Source organism: Gloeocapsa sp. PCC 7428, assembly GCF_000317555.1.
GTDB lineage: Bacteria > Cyanobacteriota > Cyanobacteriia > Cyanobacteriales > Chroococcidiopsidaceae > Chroogloeocystis.
Window position 1 is genome coordinate 328297 of record NC_019745.1, and the last position, 19057, is coordinate 347353.

Annotated in this window: 18 protein-coding genes; 9 read left to right on the plus strand and 9 right to left on the minus strand. The window is 41.3% G+C overall.

Annotated elements, in window-relative coordinates:
* Positions 1-32: 32 nt before the first annotated feature.
* Both GLO7428_RS01455 and GLO7428_RS01460 read right to left on the minus strand, forming a co-directional pair.
* Positions 33-596, minus strand: coding sequence for a Uma2 family endonuclease (locus tag GLO7428_RS01455; RefSeq protein WP_015186779.1), 564 nt, complete (start codon positions 594-596; stop codon positions 33-35).
* Between the two features lie 68 nt (positions 597-664).
* The gene (locus tag GLO7428_RS01460) at positions 665-2563 is read right to left on the minus strand and encodes a S9 family peptidase (RefSeq protein ID WP_015186780.1); all 1899 of its coding nucleotides are present in this window, start codon (positions 2561-2563) and stop codon (positions 665-667) included.
* A 404-nt stretch (positions 2564-2967) separates the two neighbouring features.
* Between GLO7428_RS01460 and GLO7428_RS01465 the strand changes: the two genes are divergently transcribed.
* The 5 genes from GLO7428_RS01465 (at position 2968) to GLO7428_RS01485 (ending at position 8922) form a co-directional block, all read left to right on the plus strand.
* Positions 2968-3315: a 4a-hydroxytetrahydrobiopterin dehydratase gene (locus GLO7428_RS01465; RefSeq protein WP_015186781.1), complete on the plus strand. Its 348-nt coding sequence runs from the start codon at positions 2968-2970 to the stop codon at positions 3313-3315.
* A gap of 106 nt (positions 3316-3421) precedes the next feature.
* Positions 3422-4420, plus strand: coding sequence for an AraC family transcriptional regulator (locus tag GLO7428_RS01470; protein ID WP_015186782.1), 999 nt, complete (start codon positions 3422-3424; stop codon positions 4418-4420).
* Between the two features lie 128 nt (positions 4421-4548).
* A complete protein-coding gene (locus GLO7428_RS01475; protein ID WP_015186783.1) occupies positions 4549-5154 on the plus strand; it encodes a Uma2 family endonuclease in 606 nt (201 codons plus the stop codon).
* Between the two features lie 148 nt (positions 5155-5302).
* A complete protein-coding gene (locus GLO7428_RS01480; RefSeq protein ID WP_015186784.1) occupies positions 5303-7792 on the plus strand; it encodes a TonB-dependent receptor in 2490 nt (829 codons plus the stop codon).
* Positions 7793-7896: 104 nt separating this feature from the next.
* The gene (locus GLO7428_RS01485) at positions 7897-8922 is read left to right on the plus strand and encodes an ABC transporter substrate-binding protein (RefSeq protein WP_015186785.1); all 1026 of its coding nucleotides are present in this window, start codon (positions 7897-7899) and stop codon (positions 8920-8922) included.
* Between the two features lie 40 nt (positions 8923-8962).
* On the opposite strand, the gene GLO7428_RS01490 is transcribed toward GLO7428_RS01485, so the two are convergent.
* Complete coding sequence (locus GLO7428_RS01490) at positions 8963-9625, minus strand: hypothetical protein (protein WP_015186786.1); 663 nt, start codon at positions 9623-9625, stop codon at positions 8963-8965.
* A 524-nt stretch (positions 9626-10149) separates the two neighbouring features.
* On the opposite strand from GLO7428_RS01490, the gene GLO7428_RS01495 reads away from it, so the two are divergent.
* The 3 genes from GLO7428_RS01495 (at position 10150) to GLO7428_RS01505 (ending at position 12367) form a co-directional block, all read left to right on the plus strand.
* Positions 10150-10794, plus strand: a complete 645-nt coding sequence (locus GLO7428_RS01495) for a class I SAM-dependent methyltransferase (RefSeq protein WP_015186787.1) — start codon at positions 10150-10152, stop codon at positions 10792-10794.
* A 129-nt stretch (positions 10795-10923) separates the two neighbouring features.
* Entirely contained in the window at positions 10924-11436 is a 513-nt protein-coding gene (locus tag GLO7428_RS01500) for a hypothetical protein (protein WP_015186788.1), read from the plus strand.
* A gap of 43 nt (positions 11437-11479) precedes the next feature.
* Positions 11480-12367: a hypothetical protein gene (locus GLO7428_RS01505; RefSeq protein ID WP_015186789.1), complete on the plus strand. Its 888-nt coding sequence runs from the start codon at positions 11480-11482 to the stop codon at positions 12365-12367.
* A 112-nt stretch (positions 12368-12479) separates the two neighbouring features.
* Here GLO7428_RS01505 and GLO7428_RS01510 read toward each other — a convergent pair whose 3' ends face one another.
* The 5 genes from GLO7428_RS01510 to GLO7428_RS01530 all read right to left on the minus strand — a co-directional run bounded on the left by GLO7428_RS01510 (position 12480) and on the right by GLO7428_RS01530 (position 16865).
* The gene (locus tag GLO7428_RS01510; protein ID WP_015186790.1) at positions 12480-13274 is read right to left on the minus strand and encodes a Uma2 family endonuclease; all 795 of its coding nucleotides are present in this window, start codon (positions 13272-13274) and stop codon (positions 12480-12482) included.
* A 164-nt stretch (positions 13275-13438) separates the two neighbouring features.
* Positions 13439-14296, minus strand: a complete 858-nt coding sequence (locus GLO7428_RS01515) for a 3'(2'),5'-bisphosphate nucleotidase CysQ (RefSeq protein WP_015186791.1) — start codon at positions 14294-14296, stop codon at positions 13439-13441.
* A gap of 78 nt (positions 14297-14374) precedes the next feature.
* Positions 14375-14956, minus strand: coding sequence for a Uma2 family endonuclease (locus tag GLO7428_RS01520; protein WP_015186792.1), 582 nt, complete (start codon positions 14954-14956; stop codon positions 14375-14377).
* 196 nt (positions 14957-15152) lie between these two features.
* Complete coding sequence (locus GLO7428_RS01525; protein ID WP_015186793.1) at positions 15153-16016, minus strand: sugar kinase; 864 nt, start codon at positions 16014-16016, stop codon at positions 15153-15155.
* Positions 16017-16151: 135 nt separating this feature from the next.
* Positions 16152-16865, minus strand: a complete 714-nt coding sequence (locus GLO7428_RS01530) for an S-layer homology domain-containing protein (protein ID WP_196797438.1) — start codon at positions 16863-16865, stop codon at positions 16152-16154.
* A 453-nt stretch (positions 16866-17318) separates the two neighbouring features.
* On the opposite strand from GLO7428_RS01530, the gene rsmI reads away from it, so the two are divergent.
* The gene (gene rsmI, locus GLO7428_RS01535) at positions 17319-18191 is read left to right on the plus strand and encodes a 16S rRNA (cytidine(1402)-2'-O)-methyltransferase (RefSeq protein WP_015186795.1); all 873 of its coding nucleotides are present in this window, start codon (positions 17319-17321) and stop codon (positions 18189-18191) included.
* Here the strand turns inward: rsmI and GLO7428_RS01540 are convergent.
* On the minus strand, positions 18188-19012 hold the full coding sequence (locus GLO7428_RS01540; RefSeq protein WP_015186796.1) for a PD-(D/E)XK nuclease family protein: 825 nt from the start codon (positions 19010-19012) through the stop codon (positions 18188-18190). The two genes, rsmI and GLO7428_RS01540, sit on opposite strands and share 4 nt — an antisense overlap.
* Positions 19013-19057 lie beyond the last annotated feature (45 nt).

A 19057-nucleotide genomic window follows, 5' to 3' on the forward strand; every position in this document is an offset into this window, starting at 1 on the left:
AAACGAGGGATACTATTATAAATTACTTGAGATTATATTGCTACATCTTCATAGATAGCTGCTATGGGACAGTAAAAATCAACGCTGGCTAGGTGTATTTCTTGCTCTTGTTCATAAGGATAAAGTTCCCAACGTCCTTTTTCATTACGGCGAAAGCACTCTACATTCATTGTGTCTTGCGAAATTAATACATATTCTTGAAGTGTCTCTAGGTGGCGGTAGTCATTGAACTTTCTACCTCGATCAAAAGCCTCTGTACTCTCAGAAAGTACTTCTACAATTAAGCAAGGATACGACTTGAAATAGTCCGATTCTCTATCTCGCAGATCGCAAGTTACGATAATATCGGGATAATAGTAGCGATTGATAGCTTCAATTTGTGCTTTCATATCTGCCATATAAACGCGACATCCGCTACCGCGAAGATGGTTGCGTAACAAAACAAAGAGGTTTCCTGTTACAGTGACATGAGCGTCACTTGCTCCTGCCATTGCATAAACTTGTCCATCAATGTACTCATGTTTAACTTGACTGGTTTTTTCTGCTTCTAGATATTCTTCTGGAGACAGATAGTATTCGTACTGACTGGTAATCATAAGTTCCTCACGAAATGATTCTCTATCTCAATCTAATTCTAAAGGCGGGCGAAAAGCCCACCCTACAACTATTGAATCACGCCAGAATGACCAGGAATTTCTCCCATTGGCTCGTATCTTCCACCGAGGTACTTTGCTAAAAATTCCTCTGCCACAGCATAGAAGTGTAAGCGATTTTCAGGACGTGCAAAGCCGTGTCCTTCATCGGTGTAAAGTGCATATTCTACAGGCTTACCAGCTTTCTTGACAGCTTCGACAATTTGATCGCTTTCGGCTTGTTTAACGCGCGGATCGTTCGCACCTTGGGCAATGAGTAGCGGTTTTTCGATGCGGTCAGCGTAGAATAAAGGCGATCGCGACTTTAAAAATTCCTGTTCAGTTTCTAAATTACCAATACGATGCGCTTCCATTGCTCTTAATGGTTCCCAGTACGGGGGAATACTTTCCATCATCGTAATTAAGTTACTAGGACCAACAATATCGACACCCGCAGCAAAGACTTCAGGGGTAAATGTTAACCCAACTAAGGTTGCATAGCCACCATACGAACCACCCATAATCGCGATTTTTTGCGGATCGGAAATTCCTTGTTCGACTAACCAATTCACTGCATCAATCAAATCATCGTGCATTTTGGCACCCCATTCGCGATTACCCGCGTTGAGGAAGTTTTTACCGTAACCTGTAGAACCTCGGAAATTGACTTGCAACACCGCATAGCCACGATTTGCTAGCCATTGCACCTCAGGATCGTAACCCCAAGTATCTCGCGCCCAAGGTCCACCGTGAACTAACAGTACTGTTGGTAAATTCTTTGCTTCAATTCCTACAGGTGTTGTTAAGTAGCCATAAATTGTTAACCCGTCGCGTGCAGTATAGGAGATTGGTTGCATCGATGCGAGTTGCAAGCCTTCAAGTTTCGGCTGGTTGCTGAAGAGTAACGTGCTATTTTTTGATTCGCGATCGTAAGCGTAGTAATAAACGGGACCATCGTCAGTTAAGTAAGACACTAACCAAGTTTTATCTGCTAAGTCGCGGCTACCAATCCCAAATTCTCCGTGATGTACCTGCGCAATGGCTGCAAAATCAGGTGCGATACTTTGATCGAGAATTTGCCACTCTTCTTTATCTTTGTAGAAAGAAACAGCTTGAATTCGCCGCGAAAGCGGTTGCACAAGGATACCATCAACGTCATACTGCGGATCTTCAGCAATGACCGTTTCTTCACGAGTCGCTAAGTTTAAAGCAATCAGTCGCTGCGTATTTGCCTCGTGGCTAGCAATGAGATATAGTATTTGACCATCATTAGAAAATAATACTGGAGCGCCTTCGTCATCGGGTCCCCAGTGACGTAATAATTGCCATTCTTGATCTAGGGTTTCCCGATACAAAAGATCTGAACCACCATCTGGGGTAGTTGCGATCGCCGCTTTGATTTGAAATTGTGCATCTGCTAGCCAGCCTACAATATTTCCTGGATTCTCGGTATCAAACTCGACTGCACCGTTTTTCAGGTTAACTCGATAGACATCGTGTTTGCGCAGATCTTGCAAGTTCAAACCAACTAAAATTTCATTGGGAAAATTTGGATCAAGTCCTACTGGTTGCGCTTGAATTCCTTGAAACGGTGTTAAATCGCGGACAATCTGCGTTGTGATATTAACTGAATACAAGTGCCAATTCTCATCACCATCGGTATCTTGGAGATAAATTAACTGTTCGCCTTCATACGTCCAAAAGTAAACGCGGATACCGCGTTTTTTATCGTCGGTGAGTTGGCGATCGTCTTCTTGTCCTACTGTACGTAACCATACTTGTAAAACATTCTTGTCATCGGGTGCAATATATGCTAAGTATTTTCCGTCAGGCGATAATTGCGGGCGCGCGCGTTCAGGATTGCCAAAAAGAATGTCACGCGGAATCAGCGGTGGTAGCTTGGATGATTGAGCTTCTGTTACAGTTTGCATTGTTACTTAAGAGATACATTATTAAACTATTGAAGTAAGGATCGGGTAATGAATAATAGGTAATGGGTAAATGTTGATAGAAGTCTTTGCAACAACCAATTACCAGTTACCAATGACCAATTACCAGCCCTTAAGTTACTTTCATTTTCACCTATCTACTTATATTGCTTTTCTTCTACAGTAGATGAAAGCTTCTCGTAGCTGCATTGTATTTGCTATACAAGTAACCCGATAACATCGTTCACGATCAGACTTTCCTATGTTAGAAGACAGTAGAACAGCGTGAATCGATGTTTTTTTGTACTTCTCACTCCCATTACCGATTACTAATTACCAATTACCAGCCTTTACGTTAAATTTATTTTTACCTACTTACATCAGTTTATTTACAGCAAGAGGGAATTATGGAAGCTTTAGTACAACAAAAGTGTACTGCGTGTCATAAAGACGCACCCCGCGTTACAGATGCAGAAATTGCTGAACTCAAACCCCAAATTCCTGACTGGAATATTATAGAAGTAGACGGGGAACCGCGTTTAGAACGTACTTACAAGTTTCCTGATTTTCAATCTGCGCTTGATTTTACTAACCGCGTTGGCGCAGCGGCGGAAGAAGAAGGACATCACCCTGCATTACTGACAGAGTGGGGCAAAGTTAAAGTCAGTTGGTGGACTCATGCCATTTCTGGCTTGCACCGAAATGATTTCATTATGGCAGCAAAAACAGATCAAATTGCTACCAAAGCATCGTAGGAAAGTTTAGAGGATGAGTGGTAATTGGTAATAGTTCGTTATTGGTAGCAGCGATCGCCAAATTATTGATAATATTTTTCATTGAGCTAGCGACGTAGTACCGGCAATGACTCTCATCCTTTCTCTAACTGAGTTGCTTGAATTGTATGAACAACACGCTCAAAATCAAACGCATAATGTCTTGATTGATGAATTTGAGTCGTTCTCGAAATTACCTAAGTGCTTAGGTGAGGGGTATCAACGCGAAATTGATATTGCCCCTGGAGTTGGGTTAGTCATTTTCAACAACAAATACGATCGTGACGTGGTGCTTAAAGTCCCCATACATGACCATTTAGTACAATTTTCTGTGCTGTCATCAGGGTTGATTCATCACGACGCAGTTTATCCGGTTCTAGGTGGAAAATGCACGTATTTATCTGGTAGTGGCGTATCACCTGCTTACGTTGCACGATATCAAAAGTCACAACATATTGTAGGTGTAAGTATTGAGATTGAACCTCAGTTGCTACAACAATTTCTTGTAGGATCTGCGCATTCTCACTTAGAGTTATTTATCAAAGACAATGATTGGAAGGAATCATTTTTTCCAGAAGTGACACCAGCAATGCAAGTTGTGGTGCAGCAAATTCTTAATTGTCCGTATCAAAGAGTCACAAAGCGGTTGTATCTTCAAGGAAAAGTGTTTGAACTCCTGGCAATGCAGCTAAACCCAATTTTGGCAGAATGGAGTCAACTTCAGCCTTCACCTCGGCTAAAGCCGGACACTATCGAGAAATTATATCACGCAAGAGACATTTTGACAAGACAATTAGAGAATCCCCCGTCGTTGTTAGAACTAGCGCAACAAGTGGGAATAAGTGACCGCACTCTCCGCCGTGGCTTCCAAAAATTATTTGGGACAACGGTATTTGGCTATTTAACCTATCAGCGGATGAAAAGATCCGAACAGCTTTTACTGGATAGCGATCGCACAATTGCCGAGGTAGCGAACATGGTAGGTTATTGTCATTTGGGACATTTTGCCGCTGCTTTCAAGCGCCATTTTGGAATCACACCTAGTGAAGTAGGTAGACGGACAATTCGCGGCTTGTCAAGGGAATAAAAGCGCTACAAGTAGATAAGCCTAATTTTAGGTTGGTAATGGGTAATAAGTATTCTGTGCAACCAATCACCAATTACCAGTCTTTATGTTACGTTTATTTTTATCCACGTACTTAGTACAGGCGCAAAATGGTTCAATCGACGCTAATTACTGTTGATGAGTTTATTTCGCAGTATTGTGATAGCGATCGCTATGAACTCATTGATGGAGAACTAGTTAAAATGGAGCCGACGGGACCACATGAACAAGTAGCAGCTTTTATTGGGCGAAAATTCAATGTGGCGATCGATCGTCAGGATGTTAATTATTTTATCCCGCATCGATGTTTGATCAAACTTTTAGGAACAGAAACAGCGTTTCGTCCTGATGTCATTGTATTAGATAAAGCTCGACTAGCAAATGAACCCTTGTGGCAACAAGAGCCTGTTATTACATTAGGAACATCAATCAAACTTGTCGTTGAAGTCGTTAGCACCAACTGGCAGAATGATTATGCCCGAAAGGTAGAAGATTACGCAGTGTTGGGTGTACCTGAGTATTGGATTGTAGACTATCTAGGTGTTGGTGGAAGAGAATACATCGGTAAACCAAAGCAACCTACAATCACGATTTGTACTTTGAGTGCAGATGAATATCAAAAACAACTATTCAGAAGTCACGATTTGCTCGTTTCCTCCGTGTTTCCTGATTTACAGCTGATGGCACAAGACATTTTTGACGCAGCACAGCTATAAGCGACATTACATCGCACATTTCCCATGCGCAAGTCCGTTTCGGGATATTGATTGCCGTTTGCGGATAGACGCTTTCCTACACTGAGCTTTATTGTCTGTTAAGAATAGTTTTCAACTAAGCTCGTGGGTTGGTGTGGAAGGAGTTGTTATGACTGGGCGTTTTCTGTGTAGCGTGCAACGAGTTGTTTTGTGGTCGATTGTGGTATCGAGTTGCATTCCCGATGTGCTAAATTTATCGCCAGCTTGGGCAGAACAATTAGAAACGACTCAAACCGAACAACCTGCAACCACGGTTGATGAATGGATGAGGCAGATTGCGCAAGTTATTGCCCAGATTAGTCAAGTCGAAGTCAGCGCTACAGAAACAGGCTTAGAAATTGTATTACAAACTGCAACAGGTCAAATTACAGTTCCGACAACAAGTATTGTAGGCAACGATCTGATCGCAGATATTCCCAATGCCGTGTTAGCGTTGCCAGAGGGACAGTTTCAACAAGTCAATCCTAGCGAAGAAGTTGCCTTAGTCAGCGTTTTCAACTTACCAGATAACCAGGTTCGTGTGGTGATTACAGGAATTAATGCACCGCCAAAAGTGGCGATCGCAACCGAACCACAAGGCTTAGTCATGAGTGTCACTCCAGAAGCCGAGGAAGACACGATAGAAATCGTTGTCACAGGCGAACAAAACGAAGGTTATAACCCCTCTAGTGCAGCTACCGCAACGCGCACTGATACACCGTTACGCGACGTTCCAGCCTCGATTCAAGTGATTCCGCAACAAGTTATCGAAGATCAAGGTAGGCTTCGCTTATCCGATGCGGTACGCAATAATGCGCCAGGCGTAACAACCTCAAATAGCTATGCAGGGACAGGACAAGGTGAATTTATTATTCGAGGGTTTAGACAAAATTACAATTTTAGAAATGGTTTCCGTGATGGTAAGTTTGGTTTTATCGCCGACTTGTCTAACGTTGAACAAATTGAAGTGTTACGAGGACCTGCTTCAGTATTATTTGGACAGGTGCAACCTGGTGGTATTGTTAACGTTGTAACCAAACAACCATTAAATGAACCGACTTACACGGTTAGTTTCACAGGTGGACAGTTCAGCTTTTATCGTCCAGAAATTGATTTTTCTGCACCATTAACCGACGATGGCAGTTTACGCTATCGCCTGAATGTAGCGTATCAAAATGCAGGCAGTTTTCGCGATTTTGTCAACGAAGAACGCTTATTCATCGCGCCCGTCTTGCAATGGGACATGAGCGAAAATACAACTTTAACACTCGATTTCTCCTACCTGTACAACGATCCCGTGTTTGATCGCGGTGTGGTTGCGCTTAGTGATGGTTCTTTGCCATTACCAATCGATCGCTTTTTAGGCTATCCGTCGCTAGATGATTATTATGAAACGCAATATCGCGCGGGATATCGACTGGAACATCGCTTCAACGAAAACTGGCAAATTCGCAATGCGTTTTTCTTTGCTTCAATTTTGCAGACAGGATTACATACCGATTTTGGTGGCGCGTTAGTTGACGATCGCTTTCTTCCCAGAGATTATCTAGATAGCGAATATCTTAACGAAAATTTTGGCTTGCAAACTGACTTAATTGGTCGTTTTACAACAGGTTCCATTGAACATCAACTCTTAATAGGTGTCGATCTCAACCGCATCACCGATCACTATCAAACTCGTTTTGCTACCTTACCACCAATTGATATTTTCAACCCAAACTATGACGTTGCAGTACCAGAAGTTCTTGAACCTGATTATTTTCAAACCATTTTTACCGATAATCTCGGACTTTATGTACAAGATCAAATTACCGTAATAGAAAATTTAAAATTACTCGTAGGTGGAAGACTTGATTTTGCTTGGCAAGATCAAAATCTATTTGGTGAAGAATCAACGCAATCGGATACTGCATTTAGCCCGCGCGTGGGCGTTGTTTATCAACCGATTGAACCAATTTCGCTGTATGCTAGCTTCAACCAATCATTCTTTCCTGTAATTGGGCGATCGCGGACGAATACTGCATTTGAACCGGAACGCGGTACACAATATGAAATTGGGATTAAAGCAGATATCAACAATAATTTATCTGCCACACTCGCAGCTTTTGATATCACCAAACGCAACGTACTAACAAGCGATCCTATTGATTCAAATTTCTCAATTCAAGTAGGCGAACAACGCAGTCAAGGCGTTGAATTCAATATCGCTGGTGAAATTTTGCCAGGATGGAATCTTATCGCAGGTTATGCTTACACCGATGCGCGAGTTATCCAAGATAATCGCATTCCCGAAGGTGACTTTTTAAGCAATGTTCCCGAAAATGCCTTAAATCTATGGACAACATACGAAATTCAAACCGGAAACTTGCAAGGATTAGGATTTGGATTGGGGTTATTTTTTGTAGGCGAACGTCAAGGACAACTTCCTAATAGCAATTTACAGCTACCGAGTTACGTTCGTGCTGATGCTGCACTATTTTACCGCCGTGAGAACTGGAGGGCGGCAATCAATATTCAAAATCTGTTTGACATCGAATACTACGAAGTTGCTCAAAATAGAACCACAATTTATCCAGGCGCACCATTTAATATTCGGGCGACAGTCTCCTATGATTTTTAAGTTGGTGGTAGCCCCTAAATTCTCCGTATGATTTTTAAGTTGGTAGTAGCCCCCTAAATCCCCCATTCTGGGGACTTTGAATAGATAGCAGCTAAAGTGTACTCATGCAACTTCAAAAATTTGGTGTTTGTTTAATTCCTATTCTGATTGCAGCGTGTCATCTCAATCAAGCCCCTACAACAAGCTATAATACAGCCTCAACTACACAATGCCGCAGCATTAACCACGAGTTTGGTAATACGCAAATTTGCAGACAGCCGCAACGCATTATCGCCTACGATCCTGGATCGCTTGATTTACTTCTGGCGCTAGGTGTTGAACCTGTAGGCTACACAGGTTTTTCTCAAGTTGTTCCTAATTCTCTCAAAGCCGGAGAAGCGATCAATGAATTTGGTTATTTAAGCGATCGCATCACAACATCGCCAACTTACATCGGTAATTACAGCAGCCCTTCGCTAGAGACGATCCTCAAACTCAAACCTGATTTAATCTTAATCACTTATAGCTACGGCGATCGCACTCAATACGACCAATTTAGCAAACTTGCACCGACATTAGCATTATCTGGCGGTGATTTCCCTTGGCAACAACGCTTACTTACCCTCGCACAAGTGCTAAACCGCGAACCGCAAGCACAGCAGGTACTCGCACGATATCAACAAAAAGTTGCAGCAGCTAAAGCCAAGCTAGAACCCATCAGTCGCAATAACAAAGTACTGCTACTTTATTTCGCACGCCCCGATCACCTACCGATATCCACCGATAAAATCTTTGCAGGTGCATTACTTCAAGATTTAGGCTTTCAGCTTGTCATTCCCCAACGCACAATTGATGTTGATGGCGTGATTCGCGGCGTTTCGTTAGAAGTCTTACCGCAACTTGAAGCAGATATTATTATTGTCATGGCAGGCGGTTCCGAAGGGATACGCAAAGTCAAGCAGCTATGGAACCAAAATCCGCTTTTGCAAGCTGTAAGTAACGATGTAAAGCTTTATTTCGTAGATGGCTATCTCTGGGCATTTTTAGATGGACCAATTGCTGCTGAACAAATTATTGATAATGTTCAAGAATTGCTATTGCCAACAGTGGATATTTCTATGTACTTACACCAATTTAATGCATCAAGATAAAACTATCTGCTACCCAAGCGACAATCTTTTTAGCTACTCTTTACAACGCAGCTTTCCTTTGAAATCCGAACTTGATGTGACTAATTTCCAGTCTTTTCACGTAGTTTTGAATTAAGTGAATCAGTTTTTGCCGTTGCAGCTTCAATGTCGATGTCTTATGTGATTTTAGCGCTAACTGTGTAGGATAATGCTCAAATATGATATCGAGTTGACTTTTTCCTTCAGAATTCCATAATTGTTCTATCGGCTTAAATTCTTCTGAATTAGGAAAGAGTGGATTGTTACTGGATATCACCTTTGCGTATTTTGTTAAAGGCTGAAAGTGAATTGAATATTCTAATTTCGCATCTAAAGTTTCTCTTAACTCAAAGCAAGGAAAAAATTCAGGAAAGCGTTGTCTAGATTCTCGAAACCGATTGTAAATTTCTTGCTGCCAACGTCTGCGACAGAGGCTAACAAAAGCGTTGTTGATATTTTGTATTTGTTTAGCTTTTAACAATTCATCAGCCGACAATGGTTGTTGAGCATATAAAGAAAACTTTGGCAATGGCTCGGAAGAAGGAGAAAATAGGGTGTTTTGATACAGTTGATTACCTTGCGCAAAAATATGTGGTAACGGCATATTGCTCAGTCTTGAATCATCAGTTAATATGCTTTTTTTTATGAGTAATGCTGTTTTTCTTGGTTTAGTTAATGCTTGCATAATCTCTTACTCGATTTGATGCACAAGAAAATTCAATGTAGTTCTCAGAATATTGGTCAAGTATGGCAACCGCATGACAAACGAGTGACAGTGATGTGGATTTTCAAAACTATTGTTCTGATTTAATCGCAGCAGGTACATTGAGTTACAGTTGCTCTATACATTAGGTAATTTAATAAATATAGTGAGCGATCGCACCTTAAAGAAGATTACAGTAATACCACTTAATAATGAAGTCATATGATTGCATCAACTTCGCAGCGAACTATCTTGAAAAGAGTTGCAAAGCGTCATAATTATTTTTTATATAGCGCCTGCCATAACGCTTATCCTTTCTGCCAAGTTGAGTGAAGATGAAAAACTAAGAACAGCATTAATTACTGGTCAGTTCGTCTGAAAGATTGCTACTTTGATTCTAGATTTAATAAGTAAGGAGATAAAAAGGCGATCGCATATCCTTTCCGCTAGCTTTACACTCTGTAATTTTTTCTAAACTGAGAAAGGACTATGTTAAATAAACACTTATGGTACTGCGACCTAACCAAAGACAAAAATTAGACAGTTCCGACGATCAACAGTTTTATGCCTATCCTCGGTTTGTAACTCATGTTGATGACGGATTTATTCAACAGCTGACAGATTTGTATCGAGATCGTCTCAAACCGAACACCCGTATCTTTGACATGATGAGCAGTTGGGTTTCGCATCTACCAGAAGAAATAGAATTTGCTCATGTTGAAGGACACGGACTCAATGAAGAGGAATTAGCACGAAATTCACGATTGAATCATTATTTTGTGCAAAATCTCAACGAAAATCCCAAGTTTCCGCTCAAAGACCAAGATTTTGATGCAGTACTTAACACAGTATCAGTACAATATCTACAATATCCCGAAGCCGTATTTTCTGAAATTCACCGCGTTCTCAAGCCTGGTGGAGTTGCGATTGTCAGCTTTTCCAACCGGATGTTTTTTCAAAAAGCGATCGAAGCATGGCGCGAAGGTTCAGAAGCTAGCCGCGTTGAGTTAGTCAAGCATTACTTTGAGTCAGTACCAGGATTTACGTCTCCCGAAGTGATTGCACGTCAATCAAATGTACCAAGTTTCTTGCAATGGTTAGGTGCTGGCGGGGGAGATCCCTTTTATGCTGTAATTGCTTACCGTGAATAAAAGCAGAGGTGCAGAGGTGCCAAGGAGATAATACTACTATGAACTTCCCTTTCACTCTTCCACTAGTCACTGATCACTAGCCACTCATCACCACCTCAACTTCTATTAATCACTTCCAAGGAGACACGAATGATATTTCCAAATGTGCGTAGGGTTTTGGCGGCTTTTTTACTCTCAATGTTATTGTTTGTTACAGCTTGTCAAACTCAAGCTTCCTCGCGTTTTGACGAGGTACAAGCGATCAGTAGCCAGCAAAAAAGTGGTCAAGCTGTAGCTAAAGACGCAACTCAAGGTGGTAGTTTTAATCAATTCTTTCCTAAAGCCGGTCGCGGTTACGAACGAGTTTACACGCAGGAGAAAAAAGGTTTTGCTGAAGCTAAGTTGAAAAAAGACGGTAAGGATGTAGCGTTGATGGCGATTTCTGATACGCGCAGCCTTCCAACTGCTGCGGCAAAATTTAAGAATGCGACAAAACAAATCGCAGGTTATCCCGCATTGGAAATTGGGAATACACAAACAGCAGTGCTAGTTGCCGATCGCTATCAAGTAAAAGTATTATCCCGCGATGCATCGTTTACCGCAAGCGATCGCGAAGCTTTGTTAAAACAATTCGATTATCAAGGTCTTGCCAAGTTGCAGTAATCATATCTCAGACTGAAACAAATTTTGAATACAGGAGTTTGACGTGAGCAAACCTATCCAAAAGTTGGTTGACGATCTACCAACTAATAACTTAACCGTCTCAATGCTGCGATCGCTTGATTTTGTGATTCCAGGTCAGTGGCAAAATGTGACAGGATTTGAAAATACAATTCGTGTTGTTACAGGCGAAACTGACGAATCTCTCATTCAACAAATTGGCGAACGCGCAATCTATCTCTACAACGATCGCTCACAAGGCTACCAACGCGCCATGTGGTTGTATCAAACTGTAGACAGTACGGATGTTGCACTTGGTACGGCTGCATTAGCAAACAAAGTAGGAGAAAGAATTCCACTACTAGGTTTCTTAAACCGCCTCACTCCCAAAGCTGATAAAGCACAAACGATCGATTTAAGCCTTAAATTAGTTGCAGAATTAGTTGCATTTTGCTACATCAACGGCATTCCAGGAGACAGCATTGGTGATTTTGTTGCATCTTTAGCCGACTATAGCGGCGAGTCATTAATGCGAATGGTGGCTTTAGTTTGTGTAGATGGTTTAATTCCCTTAGGACCAGATTTCATCCTCAAAGCACAATCAGTTCTGAATAACACAAGTCCTAACGAGTTAGAAAAAAATGCAACGTTCCAACGGATAAGTGATGCAATTCCAGGCGTGACTTCTCTAAATAAATTGCTTTTTATTGGTGAAAGCTTTGACTCGGTTAAAGGTTGGATGAGTGGGCTTGTTTCTTCACGAAATTTAACGCCCCAAAAAGTCGTTAATAATCTCCAACAAGCGATCGAAGTTGCTGACGATAAACTCGACTATCTTGCAGCATTTCTCGATGTCGCAACAAACTACTACGAACACACAGGTACCCAAACATTAGCACGTCGCCTAATTGAACGCGCTGTAGCTGAAATTTAGAATTATAGGTGGACAAAATTAGTAGAGTATACTTGTTTAGATTAGGTAATAAGTAATAGGTAATGAGTGATATAGTTGTTGCCAATTACCAGTTACCAATTACCAGTTTTATTCACCTAAATTGCTCTACTTGTACCTGCGATAAACCTGTTAGTCTGGCTACTTGTTCTATCGTTATGCCTTCTTGTAAAAGGTTCCGAATAGTCTGTTGTAATAAAGACTCCGCTTGTTCAGCGCGTTGGCGTTCTTGTTCAGCGCGTTGATGTTCTTGTTCAGCGCGTTGACGTTCTTGTTCTTCAAAAGTGGGTAACAATTCTCCCTCTAAAGTTGCCCAGCGTAACCAAGTTGCTTCTACACCTTCGTATGTACCATGCCAATGTTGCAGTGCTAAACCCAGAGACTGGCTGACTAATTGGTTTTGAGCATTAAATGTTATCGGCTGATAAACTCCATGCTGTAAGTAGAATCCTGCCCAGTCATCAGGGTTGAATGGATCAAACCAAAAATATTCTGGTACGCGTAGTTGGTTTTGATAGATGAGCTTCTTTTCATTTTTATCTGCTTGTGCAGTACTCTCAGAAAGCAATTCAATCACGACATCTGGTGCTTTTCCTTCTTCCCACACTACCCAACTTTTGCGTTCCTTTTTCGGTACTCCTAACACCGCAAAAAAGTCTGGTCCTCTAAAGTCTTGATTGCGTACTTGCGCCAGACTAAAATAGACAAACATATTGCCACTTGCGTATCCATCCGATCGCTTGTCTAGCCAAGGCAATAAGCTATTAATGAGTAAATTCATTTGAACTTTATGCCGTTGGGTTTCCATCGGAATACCGTCATCGCAAGGCAATTCGTCTTGAGTAGGGGGCAATACCACACCTAATTCTTTAAGGGTAATTTCTGACATGGCTATTTCAGAGGTATCTACCCAGTATTGGTACTTATATACTACTGGAAAATGAGCAAAGTTTTTTGCTCAAGCACTTTAGATACAATAATCGCCTCATACAACGGATCATTTGGTGGAATGAGTTATCAACTCAACTGCAACAACATGATCCGCGTGACTAATTAACCGTCTATCTGCGCTAGAATTCTTTCGGCTTCTTGACACAGTTGCGCGTGACAATGACCGTTACTTGCCATTAAACCACCCCACTGATTCACATCTCCGGTGTTGTATTGCAAAGGATCGCCGTTAAAGTGCGTAAATTGTCCGCCAGCTTCGGTGAGAATCAATTCTGGTGCAGCCATATCCCAATCTTTCGGTGCAGATTTTCCAGAAAGAGATATGTAGACATCTGCTTCTTGTTCAATAATTGTGGCAATTTTGCAGCCGACACTACCGACAAATTTTTGTTTCTTGCAGGGAAGATGTTCTAATAATTGATTGAAGCGCTGATCGCGGTGTGTGCGACTCACAACTAAAGTTAAATCTTCAGCTTGGTTGCGATCTGAAACTTTAATCGGCTTAACTCCACCATCACGCGTTTCGGCAAAAGTACCACCACCAAGTTTTGCATAGTAAAGTTTTTCTAACTCTGGACACGCAACAATTGCCAGCACAGGGCGTTTATCTTTAACTAAAGCAAGATGAATTGCATATTCGCCAGTTTTGTCAATAAAGTCTCGCGTTCCATCTAAAGGATCAATAATCCAAACCCAAGGTTTATTAAAATACTCAGGAGATAGCGCCTTATAAGTTTCTTCGCTCATGTAAGCAAAGTCTTCATCTCCTAAGCTACTCTTGAGTTTATCTAAAATATAGTGATTAACCGCAAGATCTGCTGAAGTTACAGGACCATCTTTTTTGTCTTTAATTTCCAGATTACCTTCATTAATATCCGCTTGGTAATAAGAGCGTAACAAATACGATGCTCCCCAACCTACGGAACGCGCGATCGCTAAAATTTCCTCTAGATCCTTCATTATGCCACCAGCGTCGATGAACCCCTAGATTTTAGCCCATTGCCTTCGTTTCGTTAGATATCTCAATCAATTAATTTGCTAAGCTAAAAGTTCCTGTACAGGAATACTAAAACCTGCCAACACAACTTGAGTGCTGACGACTTCATCGGCTGTAAACCACAAATGCTGATTTTGAGTCAAAGTTAATATCCATTGTGCTTCAGGAAATACTAACCATACTTCTGCACAACCTGACGCTAAATATTCTTTAGCTTTAGCAAATAACTCTTCCGCCAAATCTGTCGGCGAAGCAATTTCAGCAATTAAAGGAAAACTTTGCGAAAAAGTTGCAGGTTGACCAAATTGAGCGAGTAATTCAGGAGTAATATAAGCTACATCAGGACGACGGACTTGCTTGGTAGTGCGACACGGTGCTTCTGTACAAGGTTCCCCACCTAGTCCATTGGACATCACGTAACTTCTCCAGTAGTAAGATAGTCTTCCTTGAATTACGCCGTGTTTAACCGTCATTCCTGTTTTTTCTATTACCCGCCCATCTACCCATTCTGCATTATCTACAGGACAAGTTATGAACTCTTCCAATGAATTAATTGAAACACCGACTTCTTGTGATGTATCAGTAATATCTCTAGTAGGGTATTGTGGTGTAGCGAGTGTCATAGTTAAGCTACCTATCGGGGTGCTGCTTACCACGATTATGACTTAAACAGATTAATGATTTATAAGCTTGGCGAATGAATTCGCTGCTAGACCAACCCTGTCTACCTCCGTGGAGTTACTCAATAATAAAACTCTTGCTGGAAGTGCGCGCAGGCACACTTTGTTTAAGTAGCCTCGACTTCAGTCGAAGCGTATTTTATTGTTGCATCCATCTTCGCGTACCAAAAAATTCGCAAGAAGAAGCAGCAATACGCGCAGCAGCGGCTAAAGCGTCAGGAAAGCTAGCTTGCAGAATATAATGACAAAAAGCACCGTGAAAAATATCACCAGCCCCTAGGGTGTCAACAGCTTTGACTTCAGGAACTGCGATGCTATTATACTTACCATTCACGTGGTATTGAATTGGGTTTTCTCCTTGAGTGATGGCAATGTGGGGAATACCAATATCGGTAAGATATGCAAATACTTCTGTTGTGTTTTTGCAGCCTGGTGGATGAAAATTTGCCGAACACACCGCATAATCTACAAACGGTAAGACGGTTTCAAATCCAGGTTTCCAACTTCCACCATCGATGACAACAGGAATATGATTTGCTTTAGCTTGTTGGGCGATCGCACTTCCAACTGCCATTTGATGTCCGTCAATTAAAACAATATCGACTCCTTGTAAAATATCTTCAGGAATGCGATCGCGAGTCACTTGAGTTTTTACCGCGTTTATTGAAACAACTGCTCGTTCTCCTGTTGTTTCTGTAACAATAATCGAGGATACTGGTGGCGGTTCTAGTTGTGTAGGATTTAAATCTTCTATTATGACTTGATAAGTTTCTAAATCTGCGACGATCAAGTTTCGGAGTGAATGCGAACCTATTACACCTGTTAGTTTTGCGCGATTCCAATAACTAAACGCGACCGCAGCATTTGTCGCAGGACCACCAGCAGCTACAGCATAATCAGTTGCTACTATTTTTTGATTACTACGGGGAACAGATTTTGCTTGATAAATGAAATCTATCGTGATTAATCCAATAAATAGCCCTAAGATAGATTTCTGACGCATATTTGAACCACATTAGCGTAGCGTTCCCGTAGGGTAGGCGCGAAGCACACAAAGGAATTTTAATATTAAATTTGGTTATTTACTGATAAGTGAAAGTGACTAACTACTCATCACTAGCCCTTATTATACTGTGGTTTAGTACGGAAACTGAGCCGTTAATGGAATTGGATTATTCACTATATACTGCTGCGGAATGACAGACGCTTCGCTAGGAGTTGCTAAAGCTTGACACAAGAATGCTGCTACTTCTGCGCGTGTTGCTTGCTTATTAGGATGTAGAAACCTCACATCAGGGTAATTAACAACAATACTTCTTTCGGTTGCTGCTGCTATTTTGCTTTGGGCGTACCGAGGAATTTTGTTAGCATCGGCAAAATTTGTTTTCAATGTAGAGGCAACATTTCTGCTAGGAACATAATTCAATCCACTCGCTAAAGCAACTAAAACTTGAGAACGAGTGATTCGTTGATTTGGTTTGAATACTCTTCCTGGATAACCTGATAAAAAGTTTCTTTGATACGCTTCGGCAATATGATGATGTGCCCAGTCATATACGTGAACATCTCTAAATTCTACTCGCCTGCGTGTCCGAGGAATTTGAGGAAAAGCTTTGCCTACTATTGCTGCAAATTCAGCACGATTAATATACATCATTGGGCGAAAGCTACCATCAGGATAACCATTTATAATTCCTTGATTGGCTAATTTGACGATACAAGAATTCGCCCAATTTCCTTGGAGATCGTAAAATAAAGTAGATTGATAAGGATATTGAGCTACAGCAGGTTTTGGCGATGTCAGTGTGAATCCACTTGTTATTACTCCTAGCCCAACCACTAAGCTGGACAAGGATCTACGCTTGAAACTAAACATTTGAATGCTTTTACCCTTTATCTATAAATTTCTTGATTTATGTATGAATAATTGAGTTCCTGGTATTGAGATAAAACAATTTTCTTTATAATAAATTTATATAAACTGATAACCAGGATAAACTAAATTTACATTAGTATTCTTCAACTTGAAATACTATCATGCATCACTCAATCTTTTAAATCAATTTTCAATATTTTTTATTAATCTACTTGAGATAGACGCAATAATTATACCAAAAGATATTTAGTTAGAGTAAAAGTCATACGCCGACTGTGAGTTTATTACTCATAGTTGTCACCCTCCTAGCGAGATTTCACTGAAAAAAATGTTTAAGCCGTAACTATTGCTCAACAATATCGGTAGATCCACTATATACAAGTTACTCTGACTATTCTAATAGGTACTATCCTTAACCCCAGAAACACGATGCAGGCAGCAGAAACCGGAATACTTTATGTAGTAGGGACACCTATCGGTAACTTGGAGGATATCACCTTCCGCGCAGTGCGGATTTTGCAATCTGTAGACTTAATTGCAGCAGAAGACACAAGACATACAGGAAAGTTGTTACAACATTTTCAAATTGCGACACCGCAGCTAAGTTATCACGAACACAATCGTCACAGTCGCGTTCCTGAATTGGTGCAGAAGTTGAGTGAAGGAAAAGCGATCGCACTTGTTACAGATGCGGGAATGCCTGGAATTTCCGATCCTGGTTATGAACTTGTGAAAGCGTGTATTGCTGCAAATATTTCCATTGTCCCTATTCCTGGTGCGAGTGCAGTGATTACCGCATTGTGTGCAGCAGGATTACCGACAGATCGATTTGTGTTTGAAGGTTTTTTACCTGCTAAAGGAAAAGAACGGCAGCAGCGCCAAGCAGCTTTAGAAACCGAATCGCGGACAATGATTTTTTATGAATCGCCGCATCGCTTGCGACAGACGCTGCAAGATTTCGCGAACTGTTTTGGACAAGATCGGCAAATTGTCTTAGCGCGCGAGTTAACTAAATTATACGAAGAATTTTGGCGCGGAAGTATTGCGGATGCGATCGCGCACTACAACCAACGCGAACCGCAAGGCGAATACACGCTTGTTGTTGCGGGAGTTCCACCGAGTAAACTCCATTTAACTGAAGCAGAAATTAAAGCGGAGTTACAAAAAATCATGGCGCAGGGGATATCGCGATCGCAAGCGAGTCGTCAGTTAGCAAAAGAAATTTCGCTTTCGCGCAGTCAAATTTACCAAATCGCTTTGGCGCTACCAAATTTATCTCCTTCGGCAGATGACAGCGATTAAGATTTAGAGTGCTTGGCGTCGGAAAATTCACAAATACTACTAAATGGACAATAACGGCAGTGATTGCCAGGGTTAGGCGGAAAAATTTTACTGAAATTGTGAGGATTTTGCTGATAATGGTACATATCTTGCTGATGCTTGAGCGCCACTTGTGCTAGTTGATCTTCTACAGCGTCGAGTTGTTTAGAAGTCACGCTGATTAGCTCAGAGTTTTTACACCGTTCTAAGTTGTAGAATGAAGCAACAGCTTGATAATCAGGATACAGATAGCGCGCTGCGAGTAAGTACACAAGCGCCTGACGCTCGTCAAAAGCCGATCTACCCGTTTTAAAATCGAGAATGTGCAAAATTTTATCAGCTTCGATAAACACACAATCCATCGTGGCATACAGCCGAAATTGATAATTTTTTTGATGAATCACAATTGGCTGCGGAAATCCTTCATCACCGCTGGTGAGTTGAATAATATGTTTTCCAAGTAAAACTGGACGATGATAGTAGTTTTTGAGAATTTGAATAACGCGTTGCTGAATCTCAATACTTGATTTACTCAGTTTTAGCAGTTGGGCAACTTGTTCGACACCATCAGGCTGAGTTAACCATTGACGATGATGATGAAATTCGTAAACGCCCTTTTGGGCAAGTAACCCAATTCGTTGTGGTGGACTAACTTTAGCTAGGAGTGATTTGATTAACGGTTCTTTTTGCCGCGCTTTGATGAAACCCCGCTTCATTTGACAATGCCATCTTTCTTGCCCTGTCGCTGGGGCAAATAAAGACCAAAGGTGGTAGCTGGCAAAGGGTCGCCCAGAGTTTAGCATTGTCTGGCGGTTCAGTAAGGGAAGCAACAAAAGTTACTGTGACAC

Excerpts from the sequence above, each read along its gene's own strand:
- GLO7428_RS01455 (WP_015186779.1), bottom strand. The coding sequence starts at position 596 with ATGATTACCAGTCAGTACGAATACTATCTGTCTCCAGAAGAATATCTA.
- GLO7428_RS01460 (WP_015186780.1), bottom strand. The coding sequence starts at position 2,563 with ATGCAAACTGTAACAGAAGCTCAATCATCCAAGCTACCACCGCTGATT.
- GLO7428_RS01465 (WP_015186781.1), top strand. The coding sequence starts at position 2,968 with ATGGAAGCTTTAGTACAACAAAAGTGTACTGCGTGTCATAAAGACGCA.
- GLO7428_RS01470 (WP_015186782.1), top strand. The coding sequence starts at position 3,422 with ATGACTCTCATCCTTTCTCTAACTGAGTTGCTTGAATTGTATGAACAA.
- GLO7428_RS01475 (WP_015186783.1), top strand. The coding sequence starts at position 4,549 with ATGGTTCAATCGACGCTAATTACTGTTGATGAGTTTATTTCGCAGTAT.
- GLO7428_RS01480 (WP_015186784.1), top strand. The coding sequence starts at position 5,303 with ATGACTGGGCGTTTTCTGTGTAGCGTGCAACGAGTTGTTTTGTGGTCG.
- GLO7428_RS01485 (WP_015186785.1), top strand. The coding sequence starts at position 7,897 with ATGCAACTTCAAAAATTTGGTGTTTGTTTAATTCCTATTCTGATTGCA.
- GLO7428_RS01490 (WP_015186786.1), bottom strand. The coding sequence starts at position 9,625 with ATGCAAGCATTAACTAAACCAAGAAAAACAGCATTACTCATAAAAAAA.
- GLO7428_RS01495 (WP_015186787.1), top strand. The coding sequence starts at position 10,150 with ATGGTACTGCGACCTAACCAAAGACAAAAATTAGACAGTTCCGACGAT.
- GLO7428_RS01500 (WP_015186788.1), top strand. The coding sequence starts at position 10,924 with ATGATATTTCCAAATGTGCGTAGGGTTTTGGCGGCTTTTTTACTCTCA.
- GLO7428_RS01510 (WP_015186790.1), bottom strand. The coding sequence starts at position 13,274 with ATGTCAGAAATTACCCTTAAAGAATTAGGTGTGGTATTGCCCCCTACT.
- GLO7428_RS01515 (WP_015186791.1), bottom strand. The coding sequence starts at position 14,296 with ATGAAGGATCTAGAGGAAATTTTAGCGATCGCGCGTTCCGTAGGTTGG.
- GLO7428_RS01520 (WP_015186792.1), bottom strand. The coding sequence starts at position 14,956 with ATGACACTCGCTACACCACAATACCCTACTAGAGATATTACTGATACA.
- GLO7428_RS01525 (WP_015186793.1), bottom strand. The coding sequence starts at position 16,016 with ATGCGTCAGAAATCTATCTTAGGGCTATTTATTGGATTAATCACGATA.
- rsmI (WP_015186795.1), top strand. The coding sequence starts at position 17,319 with ATGCAGGCAGCAGAAACCGGAATACTTTATGTAGTAGGGACACCTATC.
- GLO7428_RS01540 (WP_015186796.1), bottom strand. The coding sequence starts at position 19,012 with ATGCTAAACTCTGGGCGACCCTTTGCCAGCTACCACCTTTGGTCTTTA.